Here is a 19783-nt window from a genome sequence, read left to right as displayed (position 1 = left end):
CTAAAGGTTACTATGTATACGTACCATCTTCTTATGAGAGAGCTCAATCAAGGGAGTAGGGCATGGATCCTGTAACTGACGTGTTCGGAACGCAGACTTCTGCGGCGGCAATGGCTTTTGGACTTCGGGGTGTGGTGGATTGGAGCGTACAGCAACCGTTCCTCGATGTCTTCAAAACAGCGAGACCTTGGCACGGTCACACTGACGGCCAGTGGGGTGCCTACATGGCCGAGGATCTGGAAGCGATGGGCGTGCTCGATGCCAATGGCTGGGTCACAGAACTCCCGCCCGGCGTCGTTCAGATCCAGACTTTCATCCTCACCGAAATGCCTGCCGAAGCCACCTATACCTCAGGCCTCTACCGGCTGAGTTACGATGGCGCGGGCGACATTACCGTATTGGGTGCCGATATCGTTTCGCGCGGGAACGGGGAAATATGGTTCAAATACCATCCCACCGGCGATGGGATGGTCACGATCTCGATCAATTCGACCGACCCGCAGAACACAGGCAACTACCTGCGCAACATCGAAGTGGTCAAGCAAGAGCATATCCCGGCCTATGAGGCGGGGCAGCAGTTCAACCCCCTCTGGCTCGATCTCATTGGTGACGCGCACGCGCTGCGCTTCATGGATTGGCAGGAAACCAACGACTCCACGATCCGAAGCTGGTCGGAGCGCCCGATGGAGGGCCATTACACCTATCACGGTGGCGTTCCGATCGAAGTTATCATCGACCTCGCCAATGCCACTGGGACGGAACCCTGGATCAATATTCCGTGGGACGCCGACGCGAATTTCATTCGGCAATTCGCGACATATGTCCGCGACAATCTCAATCCGGACCTGCGTGCGCATATCGAACTGTCCAACGAGGTTTGGAACTGGATGTTCGATCAAGCGCAGGATGCGGCCGAAGCGGCGCGCGCACGGTTCGGCCAGGACCTCGGCGATGGGTGGGTGCAGGAATACGGCGCCCGCTCTGCCGAAATGGCCCGGATCCTGGATCAGGTTTACGCCGGATCCGAGGATCAACTGGTCAAGGTAATCTCGACGCACACCTATTGGCCCGGTCTCGAGGACGCGATTTTCGATGCACCCGCGTGGCAGGCGCAAAGCGCGGCGAATGCGGCGCCTTATCTGTCATTCGATACCTATGCGATCACGGGATATTTCGGGAACAGCCTCGGCACCGATGCCAAAGCCGGAACTGTGCTCGAATGGATTTCGCGCAGCGAGGCGCAAGCGCGTCAGGATGCGGCGGCGCAAGGTCTCAGCGGATCGGCGGCGTCGGCATATGTGGCACAGCACCGCTTCGATCTGGCCGAGGACCTCGCCGTTCGGGAGTTGCGGGACGGGTCGATCACCGGAAACGGCGAAGATTCCCTACAGGGGCTTTTCGAGCTTTTCCGATACCACAAGTCAGTCGCCGATGCGCACGGGCTGGACCTCGTTATGTACGAGGGCGGCACACATGTGGTCGGGATTGGACAATGGGTAAATAATGACCTGCTCACGGAGTTTTTCACCCACCTGAATTATTCCGAGGGCATGGGTCAGCTCTACACCGAGTTGCTGGCGGGATGGGAAGCCGCCGGCGGGACGCTTGTCAACGCGTTCGTCGACGTTTCCGAACCGAACCAGTGGGGAAGCTGGGGATCACTTCGTCATCTGGAAGACTCCACAGCGCGCCATGACGCCGTGGTCGATTTCATGCAAAGCCATCCGGCCCCCGAGCATATGAAAGACGGAACCTGGGCATCGGTCCCAACAGATTTTGGTGTAACACCGGATCCCGAGCCGTCGACCGATCCGGTTTCGGAACCTGATCCCGAGCCAGAACCGAATCCCAACCCCGAACCGCGGCCTGAGACAACCCTGCCTCTCACCCAGACTGATAACGTGCGGGAGTACGTGTTCGGAAATGATCTTTTTGTCTGGGCCGTCGGCAATCCCGAACTCTCAGTGGCACATTGGGTTAGCATGATGGCAGAGGAGGCCGGCCACTCCTACGCCGTGGCCATGCAAACCGGAATGCTGACACAGCATGACAACTTGCCTCCGAATCCGCACGTAACCTTGCCGACCGTTGACGAGGCATGGGATCCCGACTCCGGACACGGATTTTCCTCTGCCGGGTTCAACCAGATCACGATTTCGCCCGTGAATTTCGTTCAGGATCAATCGCCGGACAGCCCCTATTGGATCGATCCGACCACGTCCCCGGCCGCATCCGCGCTTCGGATCATTGACTGGGCCGAGGCGCGCGCCCCCGGTGCGGCGATCAACATCTACGAAACCTGGCCCGAAATGGAGGGATTCATTTCCAGCTTCCCCCCGTCCGAAGCCGAATTCGCCGCTTGGCAATCCTACATGATGGGCGACTGGCACGACTGGTGGGTCTCACTGACTGAAATCATCCGGTCTGAACGTCCGGACCTTGACGTGAGGCTGATCAGCGCCGGGCCCCAGATTGCCTTGATGCTCGACGATCCCAGTGTCGGCCTCGGTCGGCTCCAACCGAGCGACCTGTATCTGGACGACGGCCCGCATGGGACACCGACGCTCTATTTCCTGGCGTCGATGATCCACTACACAACCGTGTTCGGCAGCGCCCCGCCGCGGGATGTATCTTTGCCAGGCACGATCCATCCCGATGTCGCCGCGAATTTCGATGCGATCGTTGACTGGATCTCGGAAGAGATCGTCTCGGGTTTGCCTGAACCCATCGTCAATCCCTTCATCGAACAGTCAGGCAGCGGTTCCGGACAGCCATCATCGTCCAGAGATCCGGACGACGAAACCGGAGTTGCCACCAATGGAGACGACCGGATCACTAGCGACGGGTCCAGTGGGACAATCGACGGTCGTGGCGGCACGGATACGTTCGTTCTCTCCGGGGATCAGGCAACGTACACCGTCGGATTTTCGTCCGGTCTGGTGGTCGTTGAAGATCGCGCAGGAGACACCGGTTCCATCAGTCTGCGAAACTTTGAATGGCTGGACTTCGACAACGAGGTCGCTCCTTTCGGCAGTGAAGGGATGTCGATCGAGATGCTCGATGGTATGGCCGATCTCGATGGTGGATCGATGGCGGCGCTGACCGAATTGTATATCGCCTATTTCAATCGTGCGCCGGATGCCATCGGGCTGTTCTACTGGGGCGATCAGATGGCGGGCGGAATGAGCCTCCGTGAGATCGCGGCCCATTTCTTTGACCAGCCGGAAACCCGGGCGATGTACGGAAGCCTTGACGACCTGCCGTCTTTCGTCACGGCCGTTTATCAAAACGTGCTCGGGCGTGCGCCGGATGCCGAAGGTCTGGCCTACTGGCTCGACCAACTTGAGAGCGACAGCGGTGTCACACCGCCGACATTCATCCAGGCGGTTATCGCGGGAGCGAAAGCGGACACGGGTGGACCTGCGGATGCCGCCTACCTGGAGAACAAAGTGCTTCTTGGAGGTCATTTCGCAATCACGCGCGGCATGTCCGACGTCGCGGACGCCAACATGATCATGGCAGGTTTCGATGGATCGGACGCCAGTTTGCAGGCCGGCATCGCGCAAAGCGATGGAATTCATGCCGACATTCTGGATGGATCGGAGGATGGGTTCCTGCTGCAATTGGTCGGGATCACGGACGATCCGTTCGCGCTCTGAGCCCCTGATCAGGGCCGTCACGCCAAAAGCGGCGGCCCTGACCAACGAGATCAGGAAGCGATAAAGCTGAAGGATCGTCAAAGCTGCCGTCATCGATTTGTTTACCTTTGAGGTCATTCTGGGCCGACCTGCCCTACGGATGTCCTGTTTTGGCACCGAGGTCTTAACAAACCTTTTCCTGCATCCCGGGTTACATCCAATTCGACGCAGTTTCGGAAAATGGATTGATTGGAATCACGGCTTCTGTGACAGTTTTCGCGATGGTGGTCGGCGTCAAAAGCGTCGGCCCAATAGGGAATACGGTGCAAACCCGTGACTGCCCCCGCAACTGTGAGCGGTGAGTGTTTCGCGCAAGACCACTGGGCCGAAAAGCCTGGGAAGGTGCGAGCCGCACGATGACCCGCGAGTCAGGAGACCTGCCATCACACGTGAACTGAACCCGGGCGGGGTGCACCGGAGGTCCTTCTGCACGGCGCATCTCTTGCGCACGACGTGAACGCGACCTCTGTGTATCCGCCCTAGCGCGGAGGGCGCTATATATGTCGATCGAAAGAACCCTGACCCAGCTTCAGGTCAATCCCCGCACACCTGAGCGGGCGCGCGAAATCGGACAGCTGGGGTATATGCAATGGCTGGGCGGGCTTTCCGCAAACGCTTGCTACCTTACGGAAGCAACCTGCGCCTACATGGCGGCCGCACCGTTTCGAAACACTGACCCTGCTGTCGAAGAGTTTTGCAGGCTCCTGAAAGCCTCGCTGGATCATCCGCTTCGACCACTTGATCTCGCTTTGCCGAAACCCCGCAGACGGGGCGGCGCGCGGGAACGACGTTTATCGCTCTGACGCGGTCGTGGCGGCCTCGAACGCGGCCGTGGCCTCTTCGGTCAGCGGGTCTGACAAAAGCGAGCGGGCTATTGCAGGTGACAGGGTAAAGCAGTCGAGCCCGCGATGCGCCAATGCGACGACCTGATCCGCATCGCGCAGTGACGCGACCAAGATCCGAGGCCGTCCTGCGGTGATGACATGCATCTGCTCGAGCATGTCCAACGCCGGACGGCCGGCTTCCGCCATCCGCCCGAAATACGGCGCGAGGAAATCCGCGCCCAGAGCCTTGGCGACGATGGCCTGTTTCGGATGATAGACCGCCGTCAAAAGGATGGCGCCGCCCAGGTCTTTGATCTGCGGAACCATGCGCAGGGCCTCTGGCGTCATCGGGATCTTCACCACCGCTTTTAGACCTGCCGCTTTTCCCGCCTCGTAGAGCGTCCCGGCCCAGTCGACATAGCCTTCGGTCGGTCCGAACACCTGTGCGTGAAGCTCTTGAGCACCGAGACCACGCGCGCGGCGGGCCTTGGCCGCCCAGTCGATGGTTGGGTAGGTCAAGCCAGCACGCTGAGCGAGAAGTGGGTTGGTGGTGATGCCGCGAAACAGCCCCGCGGGCATGAGGTCTTCCCAATCGGCCTCATCCGCGCTGTCAAGGTAGAGGTCCACGCCTCAGACCGATCTATCCAGCGCTGCGTCCAGTTCTTTCACTGTCGGCGGGTTACACCCGGCCCGGCTACAGTTGATCGCGGCGGCCATACCGGCGCGGCGGATCAAACCTTCGATGTCGGACTTGTCGAGACGGGACAACGCTTCGGGCGATAGGGCGTTGACGCGCGCAAGCCCGGCAAGCAGCGTTGCCATGAACGTGTCACCTGCGCCAACCGTATCGACGAGGCCAGGCACCGGAGGGGCGGGTATTTCGACCAGCGTATCACCTTTCCATGCAACCGCACCGTCCGGCCCCTTGGTCATCACGACAAGGGAGGCCGACGTGGATGCCCGCACTTGGTCCAGCGCTTTTTGTTGCGACATATTCGGATAAAGTCCCTCCAAATCCTCGTCGCTGAGCTTGAGGAGATGCGTGGACGCCATCATCCGCAGGATCCGGGCACGGTACGCGTCGGGGTCCGTTATGACGGACAGGCGAACATTAGGATCCAGCGACACGAGAACGCCGCTGTCATAGGCGGTCTTACAGGTGTGCTCCCACGCATCGGCATCCGGCCCGTCGGTCAGGGCAAGCGAGCCTGTGTGAAGCGCGGCTGTTTCGTCGGGCATCGCGGCGCGCAAAGACTCTGCCGAGACCTGCCGTTCCGCCGTGCCGTCGCGTTCGAACGTATAGGACGGAATGCCCGCAGTGACCGTGACCCGCGCGATGGTCGTGGGCGCATCCACTCGGCCGCCATCAAGGGCGACACCGGAAGCGGTAAGCGTATCCGCCAGAGTATCGCCCCAGCTGTCGGTCGAGATCGGCGTCAGGTAATGCACATCCGCATTCTGCCGTCCCAAGGCCATGGCAACATTGAACGGCGAGCCGCCCGCAAGGGCCGAAACGTCACCATCGCGGGTCACATGGTCGATCAGGTTTTCGCCACCAACGCAGATTACGGGCTTTGCGGTCATACGTCTGCCTTTCCGTTCTTCGATCAATCCGGAAGCAAGTTGACGTCCGGCAAGGTATCGAGCGCCTGCTTAAGCGCATTGCCCCATTGAGTCGAGATCGTCTGGAACTCGGTATTGTCCGCCTCGACCCGGCCGACATGGGTCTTCTGGAGACTGTCGGTCTCGTAGCAGAAATAATCGAGCGGCGCTCCGACAGAGAGATTTGCCTTCAGCGTGGAGTCAAAGCTGACCAGCAAGAGCTTGAGGGCGCTGGAAAAGGACAGGTCGGGATCGTAAGCACGCACGAGGATCGGACGACCGTACTTGATCTCGCCAATCTGAAAGAACGGCGTGTCGTCACCGGCTTCGATGAAATTGCCTTCGGGATAGATCAGGAACAGGCGCGGATCGCTTCCCGCGATCTGGCCGCCAAGGATCAGCGTCGCCTCGAAACCGCTATCGGCGCGCTGGCCGCCCTCGGTCAGGTTCTTGATGACTTCGCGCAGGGTGTCTCCGACCATGCAGGCCGCCTGGAACATCGATGGCGCCATCATGAGCGACGACGTGCGATCCTCGGGCAGCTTGCTGCGTTCGTCCAGAAGGCTGACAACCGCCTGAGTCGTCGCGAGGTTTCCCGCCGACATCAGGGTGATGACACGCTCTCCGGGTTCTTCCCAGATCGTCATCTTCTTGAAGGTCGAGATATTGTCCAAACCTGCGTTGGTGCGGGTGTCGGACATGAACACCAACCCTTTGCGCAGCATCATTCCAACGCAGTATGTCACTGAGACGCCTTTATTGCTGAGTCACGTAGATGCGGACTTGCAACTCCTCGTTGGCGCCGCCGATCCGTGTTCCAGATATCGGTGCTGCATCGGAATAGTCCAGCCCCGTCGCAACTCGGACGTAACGTGTATCCGGCGAGACACCGTTGGACACGTCGAAGCCGACCCACCCCAGGCCATCGACATGCGCCTCGGCCCATGCGTGCATCGCGTCCTGTGTCGTCGTCTCGTTGAGCATGAGATAGCCGCTCACGTACCGCGCCGGTATATTCAGCGCCCGGGCGCAGGCGATGAAGATATGCGTGTGGTCCTGGCAAACGCCCTCGCCTGCGGCGATCGCGTCTTCCGCGCTCCAGTCCGGCTCGGACGCGCCAAGGGTGTAGGGCACGACGGACCTGATGCGATCAGACAGTGCATGAAGTTCGGGGATCCCCGGCTGTCCGGTCATGTCCTTGATCAACGCACGGGTTCCGGCGCCGGGCTCCGTCCGCGGCGTGGTCATGTCGTAAAGCCAGAGCGGCGCAGGCCCATGATGCGGGCCCAGGATCCCCGCATTGTCGGTGATCTCGACTTCGCCTTCGCTGGTGACGGATAGGTCGGTCGTGTTGGGATCGAAGCTGATCAGTTCGGTTGTATTGTGGTGTTGGTCCTCGAACTCCACCTCTTTGCGGCCACCGTCGATGCGGGTCTCCCATCGGACAACCGATTGGTTGTACGAGCTTTTCGGCGTCTTTCTAAGCTGCTGCAAGCCGTAGATGACAGGCGCGTCAAAGCTGTACGTCGTGGTGTGTTCGATTTTCAGACGCATGAGCTGCGATCAGGATGAAATCTAGGCATAGAACCGGAAATCCTCTTCGATCTGTCGAGAAATGCTTGTGATTTCCTTCAACGTGTCCTGAAGGAATTCATGCAAGCCATGATCGAAGATATCATCAATGGTCTTGGAAAGCAGCCCGTTCTCCAACGCGCCGACCTTCTGACGCGACGGCAAACCAGCATCGCCGCCCTCATCGGCAAGATAACCGAGGTTGTCGCACAGCTTGCTGACACAAAAGGCCAGCGAGCGCGGCATGCGTTTGTCGAGGATCAGAAAATCCGCGATCTCTCGCGGTCCGCCACCGGCCCCGTATTCCATTCGGAACCCACCACGCGCGGACACGGATCGCAGGATCGTCTCCCATTGCACATTGTCCAGCGACGTGCCGACCGAACGGGCCGAGGGCAAAAGCACGTAGTACTTCACGTCGAGGATCCGCGCAGTGTTGTCGGCGCGTTCCAGAAATGTCCCGAGCCGTGCAAAGTCGTAGATTTCGTTGCGCAGCATCGTGCCGTGCGTGACGCCCCGTACCAAAGCGGCGTGATGCCGGATCAGGCGCAGGACCGACGGCAGGTCCCGTTCGGACACCTTGCGCGCCAGAGCCTTTTTCAGCGACATATACGCCGAGTTGATGGCCTCCCAGACGTCGCCGGTGATTGCGGTCCGCACCAGTCGTGCGTTCTGTCGTGCGGCATTGACGCTCGAGATGATCGAGGATGGGTTGTCCTTGCTGCGCAACATCCAGTCGACGGCAAGATCGCGGGACATCTCGTCGTGCTCGGCCTTGAACCCCCCAAGGCAATCAGCCGATTGCAGGACTGAGGCCCATTCATCGTCGGTCTGGTTCAACCGGGTCAACGCGATGCGCTGTCCGGTTTCGATCAGCCGCGCTGTGTTTTCGGCCCGCTCCATGTAGCGATACATCCAGTAGAGGCCATTTGCGGTTTTTCCCAGCATGTCTCTACTCCTCCAGCACCCAGGTGTCTTTCGTGCCGCCGCCTTGCGACGAATTCACGACGAGAGAACCTTTCTTGAGCGCGACGCGCGTCAAACCTCCGGGGGTGATCTTGATCCCATCCGGGCTGACCAACACGTAGGGCCGCAAATCGACATGACGCGGAGTGAGCCCGGCCTTTGAGAAGATCGGCACTGTCGACAGGCTCAGCGTTGGTTGGGCGATGTAGTTCTTCGGCCGCGCCTTGAGCTTTCTGCGGAAGGCGGCAAGATCCTTCTTCGTCGCAGTCGGCCCGATCAGCATCCCGTACCCGCCAGAGCCATGCACCTCTTTGACGACAAGGTCTTCGAGATTGTCGAGCACATACGCCAAGGCATCCGGTTCGGAGCACCGCCAGGTCGGCACGTTCTGCAAAAGCGGCCGCTCGCCGGTGTAGAATTCGACGATGTCGGGCATGTAGGAGTAAATTGCCTTATCGTCGGAAATTCCGGTTCCCGGCGCATTGGCGATGGTGATGCCGCCCGCACGATAGACATCCATGATCCCCGGCACACCAAGCTGGCTTTCCGGATTGAAGTTCAGCGGATCGAGGAAATCATCGTCAACGCGACGATAGAGAACGTCGATCGGCTTGTACCCCCGCGTCGTCCGCATCGCGACACGGCCATCGACGACGCGAAGGTCGTGCCCCTCGACCAGCTCGACGCCCATCTGGTCCGCCAGAAACGCATGTTCGAAATAGGCGGAATTGTAGATCCCGGGCGTCAGAACAGCGACCGTCGGATCGCCGTCGGTCATGCGTGGCGCGCAGGCCGCCAGGGACCGCCGCAAGTCGATCGGGTACTGCTGGACAGATTGAACGCGGTTTTTGGAAAACAGCTCGGGGAACATCTGCAACATGGTTTCCCGGTTTTCGAGCATGTAGCTCACCCCGGACGGCGTCCGTGCGTTGTCCTCGAGAACGTAGAATTCGCCCGGCCCGGTGCAGACAAGGTCGATCCCGACGATATGCGTATAGACGCCCCCGGGGACGTCCACGCCGATCATCTTGTCCAGAAACGCCTCGTTCTGCGAGATCATCTCTTTTGGAATGCGTCCCGCCTTCACGATCTCCTGCGTGTGATAGATGTCATGCAGGAAGGCGTTGATTGCGCGGACACGTTGTTCGATCCCGCGCGACAGCTTGGCCCACTCAGACCCGGAGATGATCCGCGGAATAATGTCGAAAGGGATCAACCTTTCTTCCGCCTCGGCCCGGCCGTAGACGTTGAAGGTGATGCCAGTGAGGCGAAACAGGTCTTCCGCCTCACGGTTCTTGGCCCGCAATCGCTTGGGGTCTTCCTGGTCAAACCAGGCGTGGAAGTCCTGATAGGGCGCGCGCAGTTGCTCGTCCTGACCCCACATTTCATCGAAGACAGTTTTTTCAACCATGGCCTAGCGTCGCCCAATGCGCCGCCATGTGCAAGGAGATGCTTAAAACGGCAGTATCTAGCACGCGTGAAGGCCTCACAAGCTGCCTGCTTTTTAGGCAAAGAATTTTGTTGTTTGCCAGTATGATCGGGGGTTTCGGGCTTGCTTGTCCCGCCCATTAGGCCAATTGACGAGCACGAAAACCAGCCCCAGAACCGGCTGTCATCCGAATATCACGAGAAGCATCAGCGTCGCTTAAGCGTTGCCACCAAAATTTTGAGGATGTTGTTCCATTTGTCCGAAGCGCGCCTCGCGCTGATAGCAAATCCGACGAGCATTATTGACGCGTTTGGACGCAGCTTCCTTGGCGAACCGCTCAAACCGCCATATTGTGCGATCAAAGAGGCTGGAGCCTTGTTTCACACGCGACCGACGGTGTTGCGGTGGGTGTTTCAGGTTCCGGCGATAGCGGCTATCTGTTGGGCAACGGACTTCTGGCGGCAACGGTTCTGGGACTCATTGCCGGATCGACCGCCGCCACCGACATGAAAAAGGAGCATGATCATGCTTGATGCGTCGAACACGGGTCACGGACCCTCACTCGCCAAATTCGACTGGGAAGACCCGCTGGGTCTGCGCGCGGCTCTGGCCGAAGACGAGCGCATGATTGCGGACAGTGCAGCGGCCTATGCGGCGGACAAGCTGCTGCCGCGCGTGTCGGACATGTACCTGAACGAAGGCATCGCACCCGAGATCTTCGCCGAGATGGGCGAGATGGGCCTGTTGGGCGTCACCATCCCCGAGGAATTCGGCGGGTTGGGTGCGAATTACGTCAGCTATGGCCTCGTCGCGCGCGAGGTCGAACGCGTGGACAGCGGCTATCGGTCGATGATGAGCGTGCAAAGCTCGCTTGTGATGTATCCGATCCATGCCTACGGGACCGATGAACAGCGCAAGAAATACCTGCCCGGCCTCGCCGCCGGAACGCTGATCGGCTGTTTCGGTCTGACCGAACCCGACGCCGGATCGGATCCGGCGGGCATGAAGACCGTCGCGAAGAAGACCGATGGTGGCTATGTCATCAACGGCGCCAAGATGTGGATTTCGAACAGCCCGATTGCCGATGTGTTCGTGGTCTGGGCCAAGTCCGAAGCACATGGTGGCAAGATCAAGGGCTTCGTGCTTGAAAAAGGCATGAAGGGTCTCAGCGCGCCAAAGATCAACGGCAAGCTGTCGCTGCGTGCGTCGATCACCGGCGAGATCGTGATGAAAGATGTCGAGGTCGGTGAAGACGCGCTGTTGCCTGGTGTCGAGGGCCTCAAGGGACCGTTCGGGTGCCTCAACCGCGCGCGCTATGGAATTGCCTGGGGCGTGATGGGCGCCGCCGAGGACAGCTGGCACCGCGCACGCCAGTATGGTCTCGACCGGACGCAATTCGGCCGGCCCTTGGCGCAGACGCAGTTGTTCCAGAAAAAGCTGGCCGACATGCAGACCGAGATCACTTTGGGCCTGCACGCAGCCCTGCAAGTGGGTCGGATGCTGGACGCAGGCACCGCCGCGCCAGAGGCGATCAGCCTGATCAAGCGCAACAATTGCGGCAAGGCCTTGGACATTGCCCGCAATGCCCGCGACATGCACGGCGGCAACGGGATCATGGCCGAATACCACGTCATGCGCCACGCGCAGAACCTCGAGACGGTCAACACTTACGAGGGTACGCATGACGTGCACGCCCTCATCCTTGGCCGCGCGCAGACAGGGTTGCAGGCGTTCTTTTGATGTCCGCACCGCTGGAAGGTCTGAAAGTCCTTGAATTGGCCCGCATCCTTGCCGGGCCAATTGTCGGTCAGACATTGGCCGATCTTGGCGCGACCGTCATCAAGGTGGAAAGCCCCAAGGGCGATGACACCCGCACATGGGGCCCGCCCTTTATCGACCGCGAGAGCGAGGACACGCCGTCAGCCGCGTATTTCTACAGCTGCAACCGGGGCAAATATTCCGTCACGGCGGACCTGACGACCGAGGAAGGCCGCGCCTTTGTGCTGGACCTCGCGCGCGAAGCGGATGTCCTGATCGAGAATTTCAAGGTCGGCGGCTTGGCGAAATATGGATTGGACTACGCCAGCCTGTCGGCGGCGAACCCCGGCCTCGTCTATTGCTCGATCACCGGCTTTGGCCAGACCGGCCCCTATGCAGACCGCGCGGGATACGACTACCTTGTGCAGGGCATGTCCGGTCTGATGTCGATCACCGGCGATCCCAACGGCGAGCCGCAAAAGGTGGGCGTTGCGGTGACCGATATCTATACCGGACTTTATTCCGTGATCGGAATTCAGGCCGCTCTTCGGGAGCGGGACAGGACTGGCCAGGGCCAGCATATCGACATGAGCCTGCTGGATGCCGGAACAGGGTGCCTTGTCAATCAGGCGATGAATTTTCTGGCGACCGGGCAATCCCCCAACCGCATGGGCAATCAACATCCCAACATCGTGCCTTATGAGGTCTTCCCGGCCTCCGATGGCGATATCATCATTGCGTCCGGCAACGACCGCCAGTTTCAGGGCCTGTGCGAAATCGTGGGTCGCCCAGACATAGCCGAAAACCCGGACTACCGAACCAATGCCGGACGGGTGCAACATCGCGACGAGCTGATCGCAATGCTCAAGGCCGAGACCGCCAAACAGACCAAGGCCGAGCTCCTCGAGGCGCTCAAGTCCAAGCAGGTGGCGTCGTCCCCGATCAACACGGTCGGAGAGGTGTTTGACGACCCGCAGATCATCCATCGGGAAATGAAGATCGCGCCAGAGGGTGTGCCGGGGGTCCGCACGCCGATCACGTTCAGCGCATCACATCTCAAACTGGACCGAACAGCCCCGAAACTTGGCGCGCATACCGATCAGGTGCGCGCATCCGGGTGGTCGATCAAAGACTGACCACCCGGCACGCTTCAATTCAACCGCAGTCCGGTTTCCGGCGCGAAATACGACACCTTGCCCAGATCGAAGGACAAGCGCTTCTGCTCTCCGGGGCGGGCCGTGGTTTCGGAATGCAAACGCGCGGTGACGTGTTTGCCTCCCAATTGCATGACCGCAAAGGTATCCGCGCCTGCCGGTTCCACAATGTCGATCAGACACTCCGCTGCCTGCGTGTCCTCGGACCCGCGCAGGTCGGGATCGGCGATGTCCTCGGGACGCACACCAAGGATCACGTCTTCGGGCAGGTCGCGGTTATTGGTGTCAGTCAGCACGATGGGATCGCCCGACTTCCGGGCAATCTCGATCCGCGTGCCGTCTGCCGCGCGATGCGCCTTGGCGGGGATGAGGTTCATCGCGGGGCTGCCCATGAAATCGGCGACAAAGAGGTTCGCGGGGCGGTTGTAGATCTCGGACGGCGAACCGATCTGCTGGATCACGCCACCTTTCATCACCACGATCTTGGTGGCCAGCGTCATCGCTTCGATCTGGTCATGGGTCACATAGACCATCGACGCGCCGAGTTTGTGATGCAGCGCCTTGATCTCGGTCCGCATCTCAACCCGCAGTTTCGCATCGAGGTTGGACAGCGGCTCGTCGAAAAGGAACAGCTTGGGATCGCGCACCAGCGCCCGGCCCATTGCCACGCGCTGCCGCTGACCGCCAGACAATTGACCGGGACGTCGGTTCAGCAGCGGTTCGATCTGCAACTGCGCTGCCACCTGCGCCAGCTTGCGGGCCTGCGTCGCCTGATCGACGCCGCGCACCTTCATGCCGAAGGTGATGTTCTTGGCGACGGTCATGGTCGGATAAAGCGCGTAGGACTGGAACACCATCGCGATATCACGGTCCTTTGGGCTGACCTCGGTCATGTCCTTGCCGCCAATGCGGATTGACCCGCCGGTGATTGGCTCCAGCCCAGCGATACAGTTCAGAAGCGTGGACTTGCCACAGCCCGAGGGGCCGACCAGCACAAGGAAATCGCCCGGTTCGATGGACACGTTGATGTCCTTGAGGATCTCCGTGCTACCGTAGCTTTTGAAGAGGTTTGTAATTTCAAGGATCGGAGACATGGGATTATCCTTTCACGGATCCGGCGGTCAGACCGCGGATGAAATACTTGCCGGCGACGACATAGACGAACAGCGTCGGCAGCGCGGCGATGATCGCGGCGGCCATATCGACGTTGTATTCCTTCACGCCGGTGGTCGAATTGACGATGTTGTTGAGCGCCACGGTCACGGGTTGCGTTCCCGCCTGGCTGAACGACACGCCGAATAGAAAATCGTTCCAGATCTGGGTGAATTGCCAGATCACGGTCACAACGATGATCGGCAAAGACAGCGGCAGGAAGATCGACCAGAAGATGCGGAAGAACCCCGCCCCATCGACCTTGGCCGCCTTGGTCAGCTCTGACGGGATCGACACATAGTAGTTGCGGAAGAAGAGCGTCGTGAACCCGATCCCGTAGATGACGTGGACAAAGATCAACCCTGGAATGGTACCCGCAATCCCCATGATCCCCAGCATCCGCGCCATCGGCAACAGCACCACTTGGAACGGGATGAAGCAGCCAAAGAGCATCAGTGAGAAGATCACGTTTGCGCCCCGAAACTGCCATTGGGCAACGACATAGCCATTCATCGCCCCCAGCAGGGTCGAGATGGCGACGCCCGGAATGGCGATCAGCACCGAATTCCAGAAATAGGGCCGCACGCCTTCGCATTGCACGCCGGTGCAGGCCCCCGACCACGCGGTGCGCCAGGCGTCGAACGTGACCTCGCGCGGAAGTGCAATCAGATCGCCGGTGCGGATTTCCTCCAAGCTTTTCAGCGACGTGGTGATCATCACGAAAAGCGGCATCAGGTAAAACAGGGCAAAGAGACCCAGCGCAAGATACAGCACCCAGCGCAGGATGATCTTGCCGGTGCGGCTTTGGCCCTGGGGCCGAGACATCGACAGATCAGTCATCTTTGGACCTCAGCTCGGAATAAAGGTACGGGACCACGATCGCGAAGACGACCATCATCATGATCATTGCGGAACTTGCCGCCTGACCGATGTCGCCGCGCGAAAAGGCCATCGCGTACATGTAGGTTGCGGGCAGATCCGTCGCATAGCCGGGACCACCTCCGGTAAGCGCGATGACAAGGTCAAAGCTCTTGATGGCGAGGTGCGACAGCACGATGAAGGCCGAGAGAAAGATCGGGGCCATCGACGGGATGATGATGGCCGTGTAGATGCGCCATGTCGGGATGCCATCGACCTGCGCGGCCTTGATGATCTCGCCATCCACCGACCGCAAACCAGCAAGAAACAGCGCCATCACGAAGCCCGAGCTTTGCCAGATCGCAGCGAGGACGATGGTATAGATCGCCATTTCGGGGTTCACGAGCCAGTCGAAGGTAAAGCTTTCGAACCCCCAACCGCGCACCATCGCCTCGACCCCCAATCCGGGGTTCAGGATCCATTTCCAAGCCGTGCCGGTGACGATCATCGAAAGCGCCATCGGATAGAGGTAAATCGTGCGGATCGCGCCTTCGGTGCGGATGTTCTGGTCCAGCAAGATCGCCAGCACCAATCCCAGCACCATCGCGATCACGATGAACAGGATGCCGAAGATGAACAGGTTGTTCAGCGCGGTGTCCCAGCGCGGCGACGCGAACAGGCGTTCGTACTGGATGAACCCTTCGATGTCGTATCGTGGCAGCAGGCGCGATCGCGTCAGCGAGACCCAGGCGGTCCAGGCGATGAAGCCGTAGACAAAGATCAGAACTGCGATGAACGAGGGCGCCAGTACCAATTTGGGCGTGTTTTCTTCAAGCCACTTGGTCATTGGATCTGTCCCTGAAAGTCCCGCCCCAAGCGGGAAACCTGGGGCGGGAGATTGCGCTTACATGCTGTTGGCGACCGCGTCGGCCAGCATGTTGACGGCTTCGTCAGACGACATGTCCGAATTGAAATGCGCCGTCACCACATCGGTGATCGCACCGGCCTGCGCACCGCGCAGCGCCATGCCATGCGCATAGCTGGGCAGAAGCGAGCCGTTGTCCGAGCTTGCCGTCATGTCTTCGGCCGATTTGAGCGCGCAGCTGTCAAACTCGTCCAACGACACGTCGGTGCGCGCGGGGATCGAGCCTTTGTTGAGGTTGAAGACCTTTTGGAAATTCTGACCGACGATCAGCTCTGCCAGCAATTCCTGACCGGCTTTCTTGTCGTCGCCGTCAACGTCGAACATGGCAAAGCTGTCCACATTATAGAGGAAGCCATCGCCCGGCACGGATGCGCAGAGGAAGTCTTCGCCCGGCACTTTGCCTGCGGCCATGAATTCACCTTTGGCCCAGTCGCCCATGATCTGGAACGCCGCTTCGCCGTTCATGACCATCGCAGTAGCAAGGTTCCAGTCGCGACCCGAGAAGTTGTCATCGACAAAGCCGCGCATGGTGCGCATCTGGTCGAAGACCGCCTTCATTTCGTCGGACTTCAGAGTGTCCATGTCGAGATCGACAAACGCCTTGCGGAAGCCATCGGGGCCGAGAATTCCCAGTGCCACGGCTTCGAACACGGTTGCGTCTTGCCACGCCTGACCGCCATGGGCCAGCGGGATGATACCCGCCGCATCCAGCTTTTCGGCAGCGGCATTGAATTCGTCCCAAGTGGTCGGCATCTCGATACCGTTCGCTTCGAGCACGTCGGCATTCGCCCAGATCCAGTCGACACGGTGTACGTTCACGGGTGCCGCGCACCATGTGCCCTCGCACTTCATGTGACCCGCGATGGAGGCCGGCAGAACATCCGCCCAACCCTGCGCTTCGGCGACAGACGAAATATCGGCCAGAACGCCCTCTTCGTACCATTCCTGGATCGCGGGGCCCTTGAGCTGCACCGCGGTCGGAGCGTTGCCCGACAGGACGCGGGCACGCAGTGCGGTCATGGCAGCATCACCACCACCACCGGCGACGGGCATGTCGGTCCAGGTGCCACCCTTGGCGGCGAATTCTTCTTGCAGGACGGCGACGGATTTCGCTTCGCCGCCGGATGTCCACCAATGCAGGACTTCTGCCTGGGGTTCAGCGTATACGGCGGATGCGATCAAAGCGGTGGCCGATACGGCCCCGAAAAATACGGATTTCATGTGTAGTCCTCCCAAAATCTGTGCCGATTCCGGCATCAGGTACTTATCTTTGACGAAAGAGGCCCGAGCATTGCAATCACGTCATGGCGGGTTTTCAAAAAGCGGATGCAGATTTTTCCGGCTCCCGTTACAAGCTGTTACACTCGGCGAGATTTCGTTTCCTGTTGTTACATAAGTTGCCCGGGGAACGGCTCGGACCTGCCGGGCGGGAGGAGAGCGGCACGTGGCGATTCCAAGGATACTCGTGGTCGATGACGACCCCGACATGCGCCAGATGATGAGCCAGTACCTGCGTCAGAACGGCTGTATCGCCCTGCCCGCCGCCACCGAAGCCGAAGTGCACCGCCATCTCAAGGACGGCCGCATCGACCTGATCCTGCTCGATGTCATGCTGGGCGACGAAAGCGGGCTTGAGATCTGCATAGGGCTCAGGCGCGATCACGATGTGCCGATCATCATGGTGTCAGCCCTGTCCGCCGATCATCAGCGTATGGCCGGGTACGAAACCGGCGCGGACGACTATATCGCCAAGCCCTTCAACCCGGAATTGCTGCTCGCCCGCGTGCGCGCCGTTCTGTCACGGGCGCGGCGGTCGTCCTCGCTCATCTATCGTCGGCGTATCCAGACATTTACCTTCGGCGGCTGGATTTACGACGGAAAGCAGGACGAAGTTCGTTCGCCCGACGGCTATCAGGTGTCTCTGTCCCGCCGCGAAACCGCATTGCTGAAGGTGCTTCTTGCAAACCCGCACATTCCCCTCACCCGACAGGAAATCGCAACCGCGCTGGATGTGACCGGCGATCAGGATCAACCCGACGCGACAGGGCGGGCCATTGATGTGCTGGTCGGACGGCTGCGCTCCAAGATCGAGGCCGATCCGAAAGCGCCCGACATGATCCGCACCGAACGCGGTATCGGCTACGTCTTCGCCGTCGACGTGAAGGCCGAGTCGACCTGATGGCGCGGGCCGTCCGGCTGCGCACCCTGGCGCTGATCTGGGTCGGGATGGCGATGGCGGCTGGCGTTCTGGCGACGGCCCTGTGGCTGCGGTCGGTGCAAGAATGGTCGGATCATCTGTCCGACGCGCAAACAGCCGGGCTTCTGACCTACGAAGCCTTGCGGACGGGTCAGGACACCCATCCCGATCTGCATATCGCACCGCTGAACCAGAGCGATGCCGCGCTTGCCGAGGCGGGCAAGTTCGAACGCATCTCAGGCATGCCGCAGCCTGCCTATGTTACGGTTTTGTCGCTTCAGGACACCGAAGGCGGAGTGCGGATCGGGGCTGTTTCTGACGTATTGCGCTATCCGGTCGCGGATATTCCTGCCGAAGCCGTGCCCTCCGCATCCGCGCAACTCGCCGCACTGACCCGTCTTTTCGCCACCTATTGCAGCGATCCGGTGCTGATCGCGCGATATGGCAGCGGCGCCTGGCAACGCGTTGATGGCAGCGCGATCTGGGGATGCGATGCGGCGCCCCGCGACCTGCGCCTGATGGCGGTGCTCGCCATCCTTGTGGCGGTCGCGGGTCTGGTCACGGTGATCGGCAATACGACACAGACGTTCGATGCCTTCGCGCAGGCTTTTCGCAACCGTCGTTTCGGCGGGTCCGAAAGCTACGAGACCAAAGGTCCCGCTGAACTCAGGGACATTGTCGACTCTCTGAACGCGTTTCTGGAAGCCGAACGCAAACAGCTCGCCAATCGCGCGGCTGTATTGTCCAGCGTGAGTCATGACCTTGGGACCCCGGCCACGCGCCTTCGCCTGCGGTCGGCGCTGATCCAGGACGACGAATTGCGTCGCAAGCTGGAATCAGACATCGACTCGATGACCGGGATTATCGAAAGCGCCCTGACCTATACCCGCGTGGAAATGAACGCCGAGGCCCCGCGCAAGCTGTCCCTCAATTCGCTCGTCGAGACCATCGTGTCAGACTACCAGGATATCGGCGAACCGGTGACGTATGTCCCGCCGCAGGATGTGGTGGTGCGCGGCGGAGGGTCACTGTTCATGTCCCGGCAGGGTCAAAGCGTGATGGCCGCCGGGCGTCAGGTCATCGTCAATGGCAGGCCCGTTGCGCTTGAGCGGGCGATCACCAATCTCATCGACAACGCGCTGAAATACGGGCGCAGCGCCCGGATCGCGATCGAGGCCGACGCGAGACGCGCCACGATCGTGGTCGAGGACGAAGGCTCCGAGACACTCGCCAAAGACGTGGAAGCCCTCATCGCGCCTTTCGAACGGGGCGAGAATACGAGCTACATCGACGGCCACGGGCTTGGCCTGTCCATCGTTGCCACGATCGCGGCGCTGCACCACGGCGCCCTGACCTTCGAGATGTCCGCGACCGGCCTGCAAGCGCGGCTCAGCATTCAAAGACTGTGACCTCAGAGTACGGTCGCGACCATCTTTCGTTTGCCGGCCGCATTTGCCAAGGTGGTTCAGGGTCTGGCGTCGCCGCCGGTCCGGATAGAGCCAAGCGACAGGGCATATGGTCAAACAGCGCAGCATCCGAATCCTCAGCGCCGGCGCTCCGAAAAAAGGGGTCTGAACCGCTCCGGGTTTTCCGGAGGCTGATTGGTCTTAGTTACGCGGCCATGTCTGATGTTTCCAGAGCCGCGTAG

General features: G+C 60.3%; 15 protein-coding genes, 1 pseudogene and 1 riboswitch. Of the genes and pseudogenes, 6 read left to right on the top strand and 10 right to left on the bottom strand.

Going from position 1 to position 19783, the window contains the following annotated elements; translation table 11 throughout:
* Positions 1-62: 62 nt before the first annotated feature.
* On the top strand, positions 63-3659 hold the full coding sequence (locus Q1B16_RS19735; protein WP_299793222.1) for a DUF4214 domain-containing protein: 3597 nt from the start codon (positions 63-65) through the stop codon (positions 3657-3659).
* A 244-nt stretch (positions 3660-3903) separates the two neighbouring features.
* A riboswitch (cobalamin riboswitch) is annotated at positions 3904-4098 on the top strand.
* 391 nt (positions 4099-4489) lie between these two features.
* On the opposite strand, the gene Q1B16_RS19730 is transcribed toward Q1B16_RS19735, so the two are convergent.
* From Q1B16_RS19730 to Q1B16_RS19705, 6 genes are read right to left on the bottom strand one after another with little or no spacing between them, the layout of a single operon-like run.
* Complete coding sequence (locus Q1B16_RS19730; RefSeq protein ID WP_299793220.1) at positions 4490-5149, bottom strand: transaldolase family protein; 660 nt, start codon at positions 5147-5149, stop codon at positions 4490-4492.
* A 3-nt stretch (positions 5150-5152) separates the two neighbouring features.
* Positions 5153-6106, bottom strand: a complete 954-nt coding sequence (locus tag Q1B16_RS19725; protein ID WP_299793217.1) for a carbohydrate kinase — start codon at positions 6104-6106, stop codon at positions 5153-5155.
* A gap of 23 nt (positions 6107-6129) precedes the next feature.
* Entirely contained in the window at positions 6130-6870 is a 741-nt protein-coding gene (locus Q1B16_RS19720; protein ID WP_299793213.1) for a peptidase, read from the bottom strand.
* Positions 6871-6880: 10 nt separating this feature from the next.
* Entirely contained in the window at positions 6881-7678 is a 798-nt protein-coding gene (locus tag Q1B16_RS19715; protein WP_299793210.1) for a transglutaminase family protein, read from the bottom strand.
* A gap of 21 nt (positions 7679-7699) precedes the next feature.
* Positions 7700-8644 (bottom strand): alpha-E domain-containing protein, encoded by a 945-nt coding sequence (locus tag Q1B16_RS19710; protein WP_299793207.1) that lies wholly within the window; start codon positions 8642-8644, stop codon positions 7700-7702.
* Positions 8645-8648: 4 nt separating this feature from the next.
* Complete coding sequence (locus tag Q1B16_RS19705) at positions 8649-10073, bottom strand: circularly permuted type 2 ATP-grasp protein (protein ID WP_299793204.1); 1425 nt, start codon at positions 10071-10073, stop codon at positions 8649-8651.
* A 321-nt stretch (positions 10074-10394) separates the two neighbouring features.
* Between Q1B16_RS19705 and Q1B16_RS19700 the strand changes: the two are divergent.
* The 3 genes and pseudogenes from Q1B16_RS19700 to Q1B16_RS19690 form a co-directional block, all read left to right on the top strand.
* A pseudogene (locus Q1B16_RS19700) lies at positions 10395-10624 on the top strand (3-ketosteroid dehydrogenase); the annotation flags it as partial.
* Positions 10617-11831 (top strand): acyl-CoA dehydrogenase, encoded by a 1215-nt coding sequence (locus Q1B16_RS19695; protein ID WP_299793201.1) that lies wholly within the window; start codon positions 10617-10619, stop codon positions 11829-11831. The pseudogene Q1B16_RS19700 and the gene Q1B16_RS19695, both read left to right, overlap by 8 nt.
* Positions 11831-12985: a CaiB/BaiF CoA-transferase family protein gene (locus Q1B16_RS19690; RefSeq protein ID WP_299793198.1), complete on the top strand. Its 1155-nt coding sequence runs from the start codon at positions 11831-11833 to the stop codon at positions 12983-12985. The genes Q1B16_RS19695 and Q1B16_RS19690 overlap by 1 nt, the downstream gene beginning before the upstream one ends.
* Before the next feature lie 14 nt (positions 12986-12999).
* Here the strand turns inward: Q1B16_RS19690 and ugpC are convergent, their stop codons facing one another.
* The 4 genes from ugpC to Q1B16_RS19670 are packed head-to-tail and all read right to left on the bottom strand — an operon-like array spanning position 13000 to position 17159.
* Entirely contained in the window at positions 13000-14097 is a 1098-nt protein-coding gene (gene ugpC / locus Q1B16_RS19685; protein WP_299793195.1) for a sn-glycerol-3-phosphate ABC transporter ATP-binding protein UgpC, read from the bottom strand.
* A gap of 4 nt (positions 14098-14101) precedes the next feature.
* Complete coding sequence (locus Q1B16_RS19680) at positions 14102-14995, bottom strand: carbohydrate ABC transporter permease (protein WP_299793192.1); 894 nt, start codon at positions 14993-14995, stop codon at positions 14102-14104.
* On the bottom strand, positions 14988-15860 hold the full coding sequence (locus Q1B16_RS19675) for a sugar ABC transporter permease (RefSeq protein ID WP_299793189.1): 873 nt from the start codon (positions 15858-15860) through the stop codon (positions 14988-14990). Before Q1B16_RS19675 ends, Q1B16_RS19680 begins: the two co-directional genes overlap by 8 nt.
* Before the next feature lie 57 nt (positions 15861-15917).
* The gene (locus Q1B16_RS19670; RefSeq protein WP_299793185.1) at positions 15918-17159 is read right to left on the bottom strand and encodes an ABC transporter substrate-binding protein; all 1242 of its coding nucleotides are present in this window, start codon (positions 17157-17159) and stop codon (positions 15918-15920) included.
* A 223-nt stretch (positions 17160-17382) separates the two neighbouring features.
* Between Q1B16_RS19670 and Q1B16_RS19665 the strand changes: the two genes are divergently transcribed.
* Both Q1B16_RS19665 and Q1B16_RS19660 read left to right on the top strand, forming a co-directional pair.
* Positions 17383-18117: a response regulator transcription factor gene (locus Q1B16_RS19665; protein WP_299793182.1), complete on the top strand. Its 735-nt coding sequence runs from the start codon at positions 17383-17385 to the stop codon at positions 18115-18117.
* Positions 18117-19544, top strand: coding sequence for an ATP-binding protein (locus Q1B16_RS19660; protein ID WP_299793179.1), 1428 nt, complete (start codon positions 18117-18119; stop codon positions 19542-19544). The genes Q1B16_RS19665 and Q1B16_RS19660 overlap by 1 nt, the downstream gene beginning before the upstream one ends.
* The last annotated feature ends 239 nt before the right edge of the window (positions 19545-19783 follow it).

The sequence above is a fragment of the uncultured Marivita sp. genome, assembly GCF_947488135.1.
In the GTDB taxonomy this organism is placed as follows: Bacteria; Pseudomonadota; Alphaproteobacteria; order Rhodobacterales; family Rhodobacteraceae; genus Marivita.
Note: the sequence above shows the minus strand (reverse complement) of the source record. Positions and strands in the feature narration are given on the sequence as shown.

Bases quoted from the DNA above. Each gene is read 5' to 3' on its own strand.
- Q1B16_RS19660 (WP_299793179.1), top strand. From the start codon at position 18,117: ATGGCGCGGGCCGTCCGGCTGCGCACCCTGGCGCTGATCTGGGTCGGG.
- Q1B16_RS19735 (WP_299793222.1), top strand. From the start codon at position 63: ATGGATCCTGTAACTGACGTGTTCGGAACGCAGACTTCTGCGGCGGCA.
- Q1B16_RS19690 (WP_299793198.1), top strand. From the start codon at position 11,831: ATGTCCGCACCGCTGGAAGGTCTGAAAGTCCTTGAATTGGCCCGCATC.
- Q1B16_RS19705 (WP_299793204.1), bottom strand. From the start codon at position 10,073: ATGGTTGAAAAAACTGTCTTCGATGAAATGTGGGGTCAGGACGAGCAA.
- Q1B16_RS19695 (WP_299793201.1), top strand. From the start codon at position 10,617: ATGCTTGATGCGTCGAACACGGGTCACGGACCCTCACTCGCCAAATTC.
- Q1B16_RS19675 (WP_299793189.1), bottom strand. From the start codon at position 15,860: ATGACCAAGTGGCTTGAAGAAAACACGCCCAAATTGGTACTGGCGCCC.
- Q1B16_RS19670 (WP_299793185.1), bottom strand. From the start codon at position 17,159: ATGAAATCCGTATTTTTCGGGGCCGTATCGGCCACCGCTTTGATCGCA.
- Q1B16_RS19725 (WP_299793217.1), bottom strand. From the start codon at position 6,106: ATGACCGCAAAGCCCGTAATCTGCGTTGGTGGCGAAAACCTGATCGAC.
- ugpC (WP_299793195.1), bottom strand. From the start codon at position 14,097: ATGTCTCCGATCCTTGAAATTACAAACCTCTTCAAAAGCTACGGTAGC.
- Q1B16_RS19715 (WP_299793210.1), bottom strand. From the start codon at position 7,678: ATGCGTCTGAAAATCGAACACACCACGACGTACAGCTTTGACGCGCCT.
- Q1B16_RS19680 (WP_299793192.1), bottom strand. From the start codon at position 14,995: ATGACTGATCTGTCGATGTCTCGGCCCCAGGGCCAAAGCCGCACCGGC.
- Q1B16_RS19710 (WP_299793207.1), bottom strand. From the start codon at position 8,644: ATGCTGGGAAAAACCGCAAATGGCCTCTACTGGATGTATCGCTACATG.